The sequence below is a fragment of the Bacillus australimaris genome (assembly GCF_001307105.1).
Classification (GTDB): domain Bacteria; phylum Bacillota; class Bacilli; order Bacillales; family Bacillaceae; genus Bacillus; species Bacillus australimaris.
This window is the reverse complement of the sequence record NZ_LGYN01000027.1, coordinates 22,834-35,492: the sequence shown is the minus strand read 5'-3', so window position 1 is coordinate 35,492 and position 12,659 is coordinate 22,834. Positions and strand designations below refer to the sequence as shown.

At 40.3% G+C, this 12,659-nt stretch carries 14 protein-coding genes; 4 read left to right on the top strand and 10 right to left on the bottom strand.

Annotated features, from left to right (window positions below):
* Positions 1-645 (top strand): spore coat protein, encoded by a 645-nt coding sequence (locus tag AKG37_RS14340; RefSeq protein WP_060699419.1) that lies wholly within the window; start codon positions 1-3, stop codon positions 643-645.
* A 25-nt stretch (positions 646-670) separates the two neighbouring features.
* On the opposite strand, the gene AKG37_RS14335 is transcribed toward AKG37_RS14340, so the two are convergent.
* Positions 671-1,546 carry a hypothetical protein gene (locus AKG37_RS14335; protein WP_060699668.1) on the bottom strand — a complete coding sequence of 292 codons (876 nt, stop codon included), beginning with the start codon at positions 1,544-1,546 and terminating at the stop codon, positions 671-673.
* Positions 1,547-1,696: 150 nt separating this feature from the next.
* Positions 1,697-2,203 carry a YhcN/YlaJ family sporulation lipoprotein gene (locus tag AKG37_RS14330; RefSeq protein ID WP_060699418.1) on the bottom strand — a complete coding sequence of 169 codons (507 nt, stop codon included), beginning with the start codon at positions 2,201-2,203 and terminating at the stop codon, positions 1,697-1,699.
* Between the two features lie 150 nt (positions 2,204-2,353).
* On the opposite strand from AKG37_RS14330, the gene AKG37_RS14325 reads away from it, so the two are divergent.
* Positions 2,354-2,752 (top strand): hypothetical protein, encoded by a 399-nt coding sequence (locus AKG37_RS14325; protein ID WP_060699417.1) that lies wholly within the window; start codon positions 2,354-2,356, stop codon positions 2,750-2,752.
* Between the two features lie 35 nt (positions 2,753-2,787).
* Here the strand turns inward: AKG37_RS14325 and AKG37_RS14320 are convergent, their stop codons facing one another.
* Entirely contained in the window at positions 2,788-3,168 is a 381-nt protein-coding gene (locus AKG37_RS14320) for a hypothetical protein (RefSeq protein ID WP_060699416.1), read from the bottom strand.
* A 98-nt stretch (positions 3,169-3,266) separates the two neighbouring features.
* On the opposite strand from AKG37_RS14320, the gene AKG37_RS14315 reads away from it, so the two are divergent.
* Both AKG37_RS14315 and cspB read left to right on the top strand, forming a co-directional pair.
* Positions 3,267-4,358 (top strand): GGDEF domain-containing protein, encoded by a 1,092-nt coding sequence (locus AKG37_RS14315; protein WP_060699415.1) that lies wholly within the window; start codon positions 3,267-3,269, stop codon positions 4,356-4,358.
* 211 nt (positions 4,359-4,569) lie between these two features.
* Entirely contained in the window at positions 4,570-4,770 is a 201-nt protein-coding gene (gene cspB / locus AKG37_RS14310; protein ID WP_008349061.1) for a cold shock-like protein CspB, read from the top strand.
* A gap of 113 nt (positions 4,771-4,883) precedes the next feature.
* Here the strand turns inward: cspB and AKG37_RS14305 are convergent, their stop codons facing one another.
* The 7 genes from AKG37_RS14305 to trmL all read right to left on the bottom strand — a co-directional run bounded on the left by AKG37_RS14305 (position 4,884) and on the right by trmL (position 12,618).
* Positions 4,884-5,243 (bottom strand): hypothetical protein, encoded by a 360-nt coding sequence (locus AKG37_RS14305; RefSeq protein ID WP_060699414.1) that lies wholly within the window; start codon positions 5,241-5,243, stop codon positions 4,884-4,886.
* Between the two features lie 13 nt (positions 5,244-5,256).
* Entirely contained in the window at positions 5,257-5,781 is a 525-nt protein-coding gene (locus tag AKG37_RS14300) for an NAD(P)H-dependent oxidoreductase (protein ID WP_060699413.1), read from the bottom strand.
* A 17-nt stretch (positions 5,782-5,798) separates the two neighbouring features.
* Positions 5,799-7,418: a DHA2 family efflux MFS transporter permease subunit gene (locus tag AKG37_RS14295; RefSeq protein ID WP_060699412.1), complete on the bottom strand. Its 1,620-nt coding sequence runs from the start codon at positions 7,416-7,418 to the stop codon at positions 5,799-5,801.
* Between the two features lie 39 nt (positions 7,419-7,457).
* A complete protein-coding gene (locus AKG37_RS14290; RefSeq protein ID WP_060699411.1) occupies positions 7,458-8,090 on the bottom strand; it encodes a biotin/lipoyl-containing protein in 633 nt (210 codons plus the stop codon).
* A 364-nt stretch (positions 8,091-8,454) separates the two neighbouring features.
* A complete protein-coding gene (yhbH, locus tag AKG37_RS14285) occupies positions 8,455-9,618 on the bottom strand; it encodes a sporulation protein YhbH (protein ID WP_060699410.1) in 1,164 nt (387 codons plus the stop codon).
* 129 nt (positions 9,619-9,747) lie between these two features.
* Positions 9,748-11,643: a PrkA family serine protein kinase gene (locus tag AKG37_RS14280; protein ID WP_060699409.1), complete on the bottom strand. Its 1,896-nt coding sequence runs from the start codon at positions 11,641-11,643 to the stop codon at positions 9,748-9,750.
* 501 nt (positions 11,644-12,144) lie between these two features.
* A complete protein-coding gene (trmL, locus tag AKG37_RS14275) occupies positions 12,145-12,618 on the bottom strand; it encodes a tRNA (uridine(34)/cytosine(34)/5-carboxymethylaminomethyluridine(34)-2'-O)-methyltransferase TrmL (protein WP_060699408.1) in 474 nt (157 codons plus the stop codon).
* Positions 12,619-12,659 lie beyond the last annotated feature (41 nt).

Here is a 12,659-nt window from a genome sequence, read left to right as displayed (position 1 = left end):
ATGCAAAACGATCAGCAACCATTGTTTCAAGGAAGCGCTCCGCAGCCTGAGCTCAACCATGGCGGGCATGAGTTATTCGATTTACATGAAATTTTAGCCGGCACGATTAATATTTTGGATCAATATATGATTTTGCGGCAATTTATTCAAGACCCTGCATTATCCGACATCCTGGATCGACAATATCAATTCGTTTTGTCTCAGTACAATGTCACTGTAGATTGTTTTTCTACTGGACAAAAGCCTAGTGAAGAAACAGCTACTTATATGATGAAAGAACACACACAAGTGACATACGGAATCAAACCTTCTCAGCCTAAAAAGCCGAACCAGTCACTACAGGATGTAAAAGACTTAGGCATCACAGGACATATGCTCAGCCTAGTCAAATCACACGCTGGGTTACTTTCTATGTCCGCATTAGAAGTTACAAATCCTGTTGTCAGACGTGTACTTGCTGCGCAAATTCCGAACTTTATTGAAATGGCGTATGAAATTTTCTTGTATCAAAACAAACATAGCTACTATCAAGTTCCTCAGCTTTCCAAACAAGATATGACAGCCATGACGTCAGCTTTCGCACCGCTTCAAGGGCAAGTTCAAATGCCGCCAAGCAAGTCCGATCAACAAAAGCCTCTTCATTAAAAAAACGGCTGACCTCCTTCTCTGGTCAGCCGTTTTTTCTTTGATACACCCTGTTAAACTGTTCTTCAAAATCTGAGAGCTGCTCCCCCGTCGCCTGCTCAAAGCCACTAGCAAATTGACCCGTTTTCGCTGTTTCCTCCATGATCTCATGGATGATGTCTCGTCCGTAAAGCTGCACCAGCTCATAGATCATATAATAGCTTTGCAAATAAACATCTGTCTCATACGTCATCCGAGATTCCTGCCAGTCTTGATCAGAATGAAGTGATTGAAACGGGACGACGTCGAACCGTTCAGACGTCGCATTTAATACGTCATAGGCCGTCCATTCTGCTGTGCCTTCATGGAACCAAAGAGGAAAGATGACCGGAGACACCTCGTATGAATGAACTTTTTCATAGAAAATAAAATGAGTATACTCATGAATGAATAATGTGTTGAAAAAGTATAAAGGCAGTGTCTCTTTCTGCAATAAAGCTTCCCGTTTATCTGGATATAACCCAATCATTTGATCATGATCAGAGTAGAAACCCGTAATATGCTTGATTCCAGCAAATTGTTCGATCGTCTTTTTATCATCAAAATAAATAATGTCTAAAGGTTTGTCAGTTTCAAACTGAAACACTGACGTTGTCCTTTTTTCTGCCTGTTTCACGGCCTCAATTGTCAGATCAACAAAAGGTTCCTCTTCCTCTGCATAGTAAATTCTAATATGTTCATAGACTTGCTTATTGAGTCCCTCCGTTAAAACGGTTTTAGGAGAAGACTGCTGCTCTAAATATTGTCCTGTCAGCTGAAACGCAACATAAATCAAGTACGCGGTGAAAGCATAAAAAATCAGACCTGCTGCAATCATTCCGCCTACAAGCTTTTTATGAATCAATGACGGCTTGGCTTTCATTTGCTCCCCACCTGAATTCATCCTGTAACCTCTTTCTCTGAAGAAACAAAGATCAACAAGAGGTGATATATTTTTTACTTTATGCAGTCAGGTGCGCGAGGTGCGGTTCCAAACAAAAAAGCCGCATATGACATACGGCTTTTGTCGCAGCTATTTTGATTCAGGGAATACACGTCTAACCGTTTCAGTAAATTCATCGAAAAATCCTGAAATGGGCTCTCCGCTTCTAATACGTTTTCCGTACCCTTGCATACGATCGACAAAGTCTGGATTAGCAGATACATACACGTTGTCGATTTGTTGATCCGTTGATTTCACTTTGTCTGAAATTTTCTTTTTCAGATCATCGGTCACATCACCGCTTTTATTGCCTTCAAGCACAACAGCAACAAATGCATTTTTTCCTGTGACAAGCACGTTCGCTGTTTTCACTTCAGGCATGTTGGCTACAAGCTCTGACGCCTTATCTGCCACTTTGACCTTCCGAGGTGTTTGAACATCTGGTTGATCCTGTCTCATGTGGTCATTCTTATATGTGACATTTTCATACTGTCGTTTCATTGTTCCTCTACGTTCTTCGCCTTGGTTGTTCATTCCACACCCTGTGGTGATTAATGTTGGAACGAGCAGTAAAGATAGCATCCATTTCTTATTCATTATTATTCCCTCCTTTTGCTCATAGGTTTTTCATCCAGATGGCTTTTTATGCACACATCCCTTCTTTCCGCAAAAAGAGTTCATAATTCAACTTTGTTTGGTCATCCTAAACATGATGAAGTATCATCACGATCAAATGGAGGGATTCGTTTGTTTAAAAAAAGAAAAGGCATGAGCACTGGCGCAATGATCGCAGCATCAACAGCCATCATTGCATTATTCTCCCCGGTATTAAGAAGAAGGCTAAAAAGTATGACGCAAATGAATATGTCTTCAATGATGAAAGGCAGCAGCCACCAGCACCAAGACTCGTCTCGCCATGAGTCACACTTACACAAAGAATCAAAAGGATCAGCTGAAGTTGGGCAAATGATCAAGCAAGCATTCACAGCGGTTCAGCCAAATCAAACGAACCAGCACCAATCATCATCTAGAGCCCAGCAGCCAAGAGAGTCTTATGCACAATCTCTTCACATTGATGAAAGTGTGATGAATGTGATGGATGATGAATCAATCCAGCAAGTCATCAATGAAATCGAGCACAAATAATAAAACAGGAGCCCTTCATAAAAAGAGGCTCCTGTTTATTCTCCTGAAAAATGTTCTTTGACCATCAGACAAAAGGATGGTAAAAAAGTGATTTCGATCGTTGTAATGAACCGGTCATGATGATCTATTATGAGCAGCAGCTCTTTTTCTCCCTTTCGATCTTTTTTTATCTCTACATGCTGCACTGTTTTAAAATCATATATTCCTAAAACAGCTTCGGTCTTCTTTCGTACAACCTTTAATGTAAACTCCTGCATAGCGAGCGACATGCTGACAACAAATCGCTCCTCCTGATTCTCGAATCGAAACGTCAAATCTTGATATTCAACCGGCATGTCTTTTTCAAAGCCGCCATGTGGCATTTTTTCAAAAAAAGAAAGCCAGTCCGTTTTATCTGGGAAGCGTTTTCCTCGCATTTTCTTCAATCCTTCATCATTAAAATTTTTTATTAATTATCCTTTTCCCTCTTTTCTTTTGCAACAAATTTTAGTAATTTTAAAAAGGTGATTCTATTTTGCTAAAAGACCTCTTTATTAATTTAACAATTCTTGTCACTTTCCATTATTTATTTATGCTTGTGTTTAAAGAGAATTTTCTGAAGAAAGAAGATACCTTGCTCAGACAACTATGCAAAGGCATGCTTTCTGGATTACTCGGTGTCCTCTTAATGTTCTTCTCTATTAAAACAGGACCAGCTATCATCGATTTAAGACATATTCCCCTTATTTTAACGGCCTTTTATGGAGGCATTGCTCAAACAATGATTGCAGCCTTTGTAGTCATTATTGGCCGATTATTAATTGAAGCTAACGTCGCTTCTTCCGTCAATATTTTTTCCATGATGTTTATCGCAGCCTCTTCATTTTTGATTGCAGAGCGTCATATGAATCATGTTGTGAAAATGCTGTTATCCATTACGATTGGTAATGTGATGGCCACAAGCCTGTTTATCATGGTCGTGCATGAGACATCATTTCAACTGCATTTTAGTTATTGGATTTTCTCATATATTGCTGGATTGTTTAACTTTTATGTCATTGAGCATCAAACAAAAGCATATCAGCTTTTAAACCTGTATAAATTCCAAGCTCATTATGACTTTTTAACAGGTGTTTTAAACAAACGGAAGTTCGATGAAGTATTAAGTGATGCTTTTACTATGAAATTGAAGCAACCTATCCATCAAATGTCCCTTATTTACCTAGACATCGATTACTTCAAAACCATCAATGATCAATATGGGCATCATGAGGGAGATATCGTTTTAAAAGAAATCGGAAACAGGCTGATCAAAAACACAAGAAGCTCTGATTATATTGGGCGGATTGGCGGTGAGGAATTCGCTGTCCTTCTACCAAATTGTACAATTGAAAAAACTTGGCAGATTGCAGAACGTTTACGAAAAAAAATTGCAGATCAGCCGATGTATTTACAAAACGGCAAGTCCATTCACATTACGGTATCACTTGGGTGTGCTTATTCCCACGGAACAAGTGCAGACATCAAGCAACTACCAATTATAGCTGACCAAGAGCTCTATAAAGCAAAGGAGTCAGGACGAAATCAAGTGAGCTTTTCAGAAAGAAAAAGAGACCATTTGACATAGGCTATTTCCTCAATTTGTTAGCGCTAATTATTTTTAAAAAAGTTTTCGGATAACAGTTGTTTTTTCCCGCAAACACTGGTAAAGTAAAGGTAATTATTTTTGTTCGTATCATCTTTAAGAAGAAAGTTTTGAAAGAGTTTTCGTCTTTGAAGTTTGTGTAAGAGCAAGAATAGTGAATTTAAGCGTTATGATCGCTTTAGGAGGAAATTTCATGTTAGAAGGTAAAGTAAAATGGTTCAACTCTGAAAAAGGTTTCGGATTCATCGAAGTAGAAGGTCAAGACGATGTATTCGTTCACTTCTCTGCTATCCAAGGCGAAGGCTTCAAAACTTTAGAAGAAGGTCAATCAGTTTCTTTCGAAATCGTTGAAGGTAACCGTGGACCACAAGCTGCTAACGTTAACAAAGCGTAATTTAAGAGCATCTGCTCTTTTAGCACTTTATAGAGTGAAGGAAAACCGCTCGGCTTCTGCCGGCGGTTTTTTGTGTCATAAAAAAAGAGAACCTGATGAGAGGTTCTCTTTTTTTATTTGTCCTTCTGCTTTAGCTTCTGCAAAGCAGAACGATACATATCATCATTCATTTTTGTTTCTGGTTCTTTCTCTTTGACAGGTGGTTCTGGCTGCTTAAACTTTTGAAGCGCCTGTCTATAGAAATCGTCGCCAGACGCAGCATCATCCGTTTGAGAAGGCTCTGACGCTTTTTCTTCAACTTCAGGCTCTACAGGTCTCGCCGCAGCTTCTGGCTCGCTGTGCGGCACGTCAGGCTGATTGGAGACATCTTCTTTAATCTCTTCCTTATCGGCCGATGCGTGTCTGACATTGAACGCTACTAATCCAATAATGACTAGAACAGCAGCTACTAACGCTACAATAATCGTCGCCAAAAGAACCCTCTCCTTATCGCTTAAATGATGCAGTGACTGATGCTACACGTCTTCCTAATGCTTTCCCGAGTTCAATGCCTTCTGTAGAAATTAATTCATCAGAATCAATGGGACATGTGACGCCAGCTCCATAGTAAGAGCCGTATAAAGCATTCTCTGGAACATTTCCAGGAAGGCCAACAACAAGCATCCCTTGATGGAACATCGGTGTAATCAAATTGTGCATCGTCATTTCTAAACCGCCGTGTGTTGTAGCAGTTGTACAGAAAACAGCTCCGACTTTATCGATCAGTTTTCCTTCTGCCCATAAGTAGCCAAGGCGGTCAATCCATGTCTTTAACCCAGAACTAATGGTACCAAAGTGACCAGGACAGCCCCAAATGATCGCATCCATTTGATCGAGTTTCCGAATGTCCGCATCTTTCACGTGATCAATGAATACTTCAGCTTGCTCTGTTTCACCTGCGCCTCTTGCAATCGCTTCTGCAAGTGCTTTTGTATGGTCACCTTCACTATCGTATACGACATAAATTTTCATGTACGGTCCCTCCACACTTATCTAGCATCTTGGTTTGCTTCCTTAGGTGCTGGAAGCAGTGTTATTTCTTGTTTCTTATCTTGCTGCTCTTTTCGCTTTTTATCCTTACGTACATCTCGCAGGAACAAGCTGAGAATGACACCAGCCGCACAGAATAATGTCACCCACATGTAAGCATCATTGATGCCCATCACGTTTGAATCAATCTGTGCTTTCGTAAAGAGCTGGGTGGATACATATTTTTGAGCAGCTGCAGCTGTCATGCCCATATGATGCATCACATTTGACACAGCCGCCTGGAATGAATTCATAAAGAACGGGTCCGCTGTATTTGTTTGATCCGCCATATTGGAATAATGGAAAGTCGTCCGATTCGTATAAATCGTTGTGATCAAACTCGTACCGATGGAACCGCTGATTTGTCTTAATGTATTAGACATCGCTGTACCATGGCTGTTTAAGTGCTGTGGTAATTGGTTCATCCCTGCGGTCATTACCGGCATCATAAGGAGTGACATACCAAATGCACGTACTGCATACATGAGTACAATGTGACTATAAGAAGTATCGATGGTCAGCTTTGTAAACTCATATGTGGTGACAACGGTAATGAGCATACCCACAATGGCAAGCGGACGAGGTCCAAATTTATCAAACAAGATCCCTGAAATCGGGGACATAATCAGCATCGCAAGTGCCCCTGGAAGCATTAATAGCCCAGATTGCAATGCAGTAAACCCAACGAGGTTTTGCAGATAAATCGGAAGTAAGAACATTCCCGTATATAAAGCAACCGTAATAATGATGTTAATAACACTTGATAATGAGAAAATACTGTATTTAAACACTCGGAAATCAAGCATCGGATTATCAACTTTCAACTGTTGGAAAATAAAGAGAATGATCGCAATCGCACCAATAATAATCGTAGATAAGACGATCGGATCTGTCCAACCATCGCTTCCTGCTTCACTCACTCCGTATAGAAGAGAAGCAAAACCAACGATTGAAAGAATCGCACCAAGACTGTCCAGCTTGATTTTTTTCGGCTCTACAATATTTCTAAACATAAAGAAAGCCGCAATAATGACAATCGCACCGATTGGTACAAGTCCATAAAACATAATACGCCAAGAGTAATGCTCAATAATGTAACCAGATAATGTTGGTCCTACTGCAGGAGCAAACATCATCGCAAGACCAAAAATCCCCATTCCTTTCCCTCTGTTTTCCGGAGGGAAAATAAAAAGGATTGTTGTCATGACGAGCGGCTGTAAGATACCACCGCCGACAGCCTGAATCAAACGGCCAATAAGCATCGTTGAAAAGTTTGGCGCAATACCGCAAATAAATGTTCCTAGTGTAAACGAAATCATAGCCACTAGGAATAAGCTGCGCTGTCCAAAACGTGTGATTAAAAACGCAGACAACGGAATCAGTACACCGTTGACAAGCATGTAGCCTGTTGTCAGCCACTGAATCGTCGTTGCGCTCACATTAAATTCAGTCATTAAATGGGGCATAGCTACGTTCAAAAGCGTTTGGTTTAAAATCGCCACGAACAAACCGGCCATTAAAATGATCAGTAAAGACAAGGAGCCTGCTCCCTGTTTTGTCGCTGCAGGTTGATTTGCCATCTCAGACAACCTCCTTTCATTTTTTAATAACAATCATCATTAAGATGAGATTTTGACAGAAGCATTCATACCAGGAAGTACTTTGTCTGATGGATTTTTAATTGAAATTTTTACTGCTACTTTTTGCGTTACTTTTGTATAGTTACCACTAGAATTTGTTGCTGGAAGCATATTGAATGTTGAGTTTGTCGCATAACCAATTTGTTCAACTGTACCTTCAAATGTTGTATCAGGATCTCCATCTACAACGATGTCGACTTTATCGCCTTTTTCAATGTCTTTAATATCTGTTTCTTTAATATTTGCTGTGATATAAAGCTTGCTTAAATCAATTGTTTCACCAAGAACTGTACCAGGCTGCACTTGTTGGTTGTTTTGGATTTCTTTTTTGACTAATGTGCCATCAGCCACTGCTTTAATGTTTGTTTTTGTTTGTCCTTCAACTTTTGCAACTGTGCTGTCTTTTTCCACTTCGTCACCTTCGTTGATATCCCAGCCTTTGATTTGTCCAGCTGCTGGTGCTGTGATTTGATACATGTCACCTGTCACTTTTGCCTCGTCTGTTTTAACAAAGTTTGTGCTTTCGTAATAGTAATAAGCACCTCCGGCAATAATGGCAAGAATCACAATTAGGCCAATAATGTTCGTTAGCAATAAACGCCCTCTGTTCATGTTTTGTTTCTCCTTTCATGTATAAAAATTTAGTGTCATCTGCTTTAGCAAACTTAGAATGCCCATCATCTGACAGAATATGAAACAAGCTCAACAATCTGTCCTTATCCCTTCATCTACTCCCGCCCAAAACATGGTGTGCAGCCCATTTATAGTTATTGTTCACTTATGAGCAAGGAGCAGAAAAAGAAGAAAAGACGATCGGCATCTTTTTTGAAAAACTTATATTTAACAAGATTAAATATTAATAAATGAAAATTGAAATGTCAAAGAGAAAGTTTTACTTTTTTTCTGGTGATCGCTTCCTTCTCCACAAAAAAAACCTTTCAGCCCTTATGCTGAAAGGTTTTTTCAAATGTGCTCTTTATGAATGAACTTCTTCCTGCTGAAAAAATTTTTTTAGTGCGAGAAAAACGTCTGATTTTTGCTTCAAAATATAATGCTTAAATTTCTCATCCTGAATATGCTTATATGCTGACATTAACGTAGAATGCCGGTTGTATTGATTCACTTCACCATAGCAGAATAAATTGGCTTTTTTCATGATCTCAGTCACAAGTTTCACGCACCGGGCATTGTCTGAAGTTAAATTGTCACCATCAGAAAAATGAAAAGGATAAATGTTATATCGCGACGGCGGATATCGTTCGTCTATGAGCTCTAGTGCCTTTCGATAGACAGACGAGCAAATGGTTCCTCCACTCTCACCCCGCGAGAAGAAATGTTCTTCGTCTACAACCTTCGCCTCTGTATGGTGGGCAATAAATTCAATATCGACCGTCTCATACTTTGTCCGTAAGAAACGTGTCATCCAAAAGAAAAAGCTTCTCGCCATATATTTTTCCCAAAGTCCCATACTTCCGCTCGTATCCATCATGGCCAAAACGACAGCCTTCGACTCTGGTTTGGTCACTTCATTCCACGTTTTATACTTAATATCCTCTGGATAGATTGGATAAAAGGAAGGACTGCCTGTCATCGCATTTCGTTTAAATGCCGACAGCATCGTTCGTTTTTTGTGAATATTGCCTGTTAACCCTGTTTTACGAATATCGTTAAACTCAATTTGTTCGACAATGATGTCGTCAAGCTCCTTTTGTTTGAGGTTTGGCAGCTCCAGCTCACGAAACAGCGCTTCCTCGAGATCCATTAATGAGACTTCTGCTTCGTAATAATCTTCACCAGCTTGATCTCCAGCGCCCTGCCCCTTTCCTTGCCCTTGCTTACTGTCTGAGCCATCGCGCGCAACAACATCGCCAACCTCGCTGTCTCCATCCCCTTGACCCACATGCTTATTTTTGTCGTAATTATACCGAATTTTATATTCATCTAACGAACGGATCGGAATTTTGACAACATCTTTTCCGTTAGACATGATAATGCTTTCTTCTGTGACAAGATCCGGCAAATTGTTTTTAATCGCCTCTTTGACTTTTTTCTGATGACGCTGCTGGTCGTCATAGCCTTTTCGATGGAGGGACCAGTCTTCCTGAGACACAATAAACTGACTTTTTTCTTGCCGGGACATTCATCCCCCTCCTCACCTGTTTGCAAACCATCAATTTCTTTATCCTATGCTGCTCGTCACCCAAGTTGACGAGCATTTCTAAAAAAGACATTACCGGTGCTAATACACCAATAATGCCTCCTTCATTTATTAACGATTCAGAAGACTGCCTACATATTTTAAAAGTTCATTTGCACTTGTTGAATTATAACCATGCTCATCAATTAACCTCGCCACTACTTCATTGACCTTTTTCAGCTGCTGTTCATCTGGTGTCTTCGTCGATGTCGTAATTTTCACCACATCTTTTAGATCAGCAAACAGCTTCTTCTGAATGGCCTCCCGCAATCTCTCGTGAGAATTATAATCGAAGCGTTTGCCCTTTCTCGCATAAGCTGAAATACGAATGAGAATTTCTTCTCTGAAAGCTTTTTTGGCGTTTTCAGAAATACCGATCTGCTCTTCAATAGAACGCATGAGCTTTTCATCCGGATTCATTTCTTCACCCGTTAACGGATCACGCAGCTTGTTTTTATTGCAGTAAGCCTCGACATTATCTAAGTAATTATCCATCAGTGTTTTCGCAGACTCCTCATAGGAATACACGAATGCCTTTTGAACTTCCTTCTTCGCAATATCGTCGTATTCTTTTCGTGCGACAGAAATGAAATTCAAATAACGCTCCCGGTCCTCGCTAGAAATAGACGGATGCTGGTCAAGCCCTTCTTTTAAGGAGCGAAGAACATCCAGTGCATTGATCGATTCCATATTCTTGCGAATGATAGTCGAGGAAATTCGGTTGATCACATACCGCGGATCAATCCCGCTCATCCCTTCATCATGAAATTCCTTTTTCATCTCATCAATGTCAACCGATTGGAAACCTTCGACACTTTCTCCGTCATACAGACGCATTTTTTTCACCAAATCAATATCAGAACGCTTCGGCTCTTTAAGTCTCGTCAAAATCGAGAACATCGCAGCTACCTTCAGCGTATGCGGGGCAATATGCACATCTGCGACATCACTTTCTGAAATCATCTTATGATAAATGCGTTCTTCCTCAGTCACCTTTAAGTTATAAGATATTGGCATCACAATAATTCTTGAATGTAAAGCCTCGTTCTTTTTATTTGAAATAAACGACCGGTACTCAGTTTCGTTCGTATGAGCGACGATCAATTCATCTGCACTAATTAAAGCGAAACGACCTGCCTTAAAATTCCCTTCCTGCGTTAATGACAGAAGGTGCCATAAAAATTTCTCATCACACTTTAACATCTCCTGAAACTCCATCATCCCTCGATTTGCTTTATTGAGCTCTCCATCAAAGCGGTAGGCACGGGGATCTGACTCCGATCCAAATTCAGCAATGGTTGAAAAATCGATACTGCCTGTTAAATCCGCAATATCCTGAGATTTCGGATCAGACGGACTAAAGGTACCAATGCCGGTCCGTTTATCCTCTGAGAAAAAGATCCGCTCGATTCTTACATCTTCAATTCTGCCGCCATATTCCTCTTCCAGTCTCATCATATTCAGAGGCGACAAATTCCCCTGCACACGAATGCCATATTCTCTATAGAAATCCTCCCGCAGATTTTGCGGAATGAGATGAAGCGGGTCCTCATGCATGGGGCAGCCTTTGATCGCATACACCGCGCCATGATCTGTCAGTGAATATTCTTCAAGTCCTCTTTTCAGCCTAGTGACAAGCGTAGATTTCCCGCCGCTTACGGGTCCCATCAATAATAAAATACGCTTCCTGACATCTAGCCGCTTTGCAGCAGGGTGAAAGTATTCCTCTACTAATCTTTCGAGTGATTCCTCTAATCCAAAAAGCTCCTGATCAAAAAATTTGTAGGTTCTGACCCCATTCTCCTCTTCAATCCCGCTGTCTTTAATCATATGATAAACGCGAGAATGAGCAGATTGAGCGACAAGTGGATTTTCCTTAATAATATCTAAATAATCGCTAAATGTGCCTTCCCATTTGAGACGCTGCTCTTCTTCTCTGTGCTGTTCAATTTTCTTTAAAATATCCATATGAACCTCCTCTTTCAAGATTGAAGCTAGAAATCAGATACTGTTTTACAATCTATGCGGAGGCGTCCTATTACATGCTTTCGTTCTTCAAAATGACGAATTGGCAAACTGAATTGACAACCATCCGCAAGACCCTTCATAATAAAGGAAAAATAGGAGAAAAATGATCTTCTTCTCCTGCTTTTCAAGGCGAACTTCACACCATATGAAACAGGCAGCGATCGGAACAAAGGGATAAGGGGGAGCTTATATGAGAACGGTCATTATGATGGGCGTCATCATTACGTTTTTAGTATCCATTTTCACAGCTGGCTACGAAGGCAAGCCTGGTAAATGAAAAAAAGGATGTTCCATTAGCGGAACATCCTTTTTCATTTAGTTCGTTGTCTTCAACACTTGAATATTACTGTATTCCCTCATTCGAACAGTACTTTCATGTCAAAAATATTTCTTACCTCAAATAAAAAAGCCGAGATCGATATCTCGGCTTTTAACAAGATCTTATATGAGGTCTCGATATTGCTGCTGGCGAAGTGCCTCATATACAAGAATGGCTGCCGTATTCGACAGATTCAAGGAGCGAACATGTTCTGTCATCGGTAAACGAAGACAGCGGTCCATATTTTGTTCAATCAAATCTTTTGGCAATCCACTTGTTTCTCTACCAAAGACGAAGAAATAGTCTTCATCCACTTGAGAGTAATCAAATGTCGTATGCGGCTGTTGACCAAATTTTGTGATATAGAAGAATTGCCCCTTCGGATGAGCCTCAAACAATTCATCGAGCGAATCATGATAGACCACATTGGCAAATTTCCAATAATCGAGCCCTGCACGCTTCAGCATTTTGTCATCTGTCGAAAAACCAAGCGGACGAATCAGATGAAGGGTTGTATTTGTTGCTGCACATGTACGCGCAATATTTCCAGTATTAGCTGGAATCTCTGGTTGATATAAAACGACATGAAGTCCCAAAAAAGTTCACCTCTAATTTTCTTTTCCGCTCAACATTATAC

Excerpts from the sequence above, each read along its gene's own strand:
- AKG37_RS14340 (WP_060699419.1), top strand. The coding sequence starts at position 1 with ATGCAAAACGATCAGCAACCATTGTTTCAAGGAAGCGCTCCGCAGCCT.
- AKG37_RS14320 (WP_060699416.1), bottom strand. The coding sequence starts at position 3,168 with ATGCGAGGAAAACGCTTCCCAGATAAAACGGACTGGCTTTCTTTTTTT.
- AKG37_RS14300 (WP_060699413.1), bottom strand. The coding sequence starts at position 5,781 with ATGAAAATTTATGTCGTATACGATAGTGAAGGTGACCATACAAAAGCA.
- cspB (WP_008349061.1), top strand. The coding sequence starts at position 4,570 with ATGTTAGAAGGTAAAGTAAAATGGTTCAACTCTGAAAAAGGTTTCGGA.
- AKG37_RS14290 (WP_060699411.1), bottom strand. The coding sequence starts at position 8,090 with ATGAACAGAGGGCGTTTATTGCTAACGAACATTATTGGCCTAATTGTG.
- AKG37_RS14335 (WP_060699668.1), bottom strand. The coding sequence starts at position 1,546 with ATGAAAGCCAAGCCGTCATTGATTCATAAAAAGCTTGTAGGCGGAATG.
- AKG37_RS14280 (WP_060699409.1), bottom strand. The coding sequence starts at position 11,643 with ATGGATATTTTAAAGAAAATTGAACAGCACAGAGAAGAAGAGCAGCGT.
- AKG37_RS14330 (WP_060699418.1), bottom strand. The coding sequence starts at position 2,203 with ATGAATAAGAAATGGATGCTATCTTTACTGCTCGTTCCAACATTAATC.
- yhbH (WP_060699410.1), bottom strand. The coding sequence starts at position 9,618 with ATGTCCCGGCAAGAAAAAAGTCAGTTTATTGTGTCTCAGGAAGACTGG.
- AKG37_RS14295 (WP_060699412.1), bottom strand. The coding sequence starts at position 7,418 with ATGGCAAATCAACCTGCAGCGACAAAACAGGGAGCAGGCTCCTTGTCT.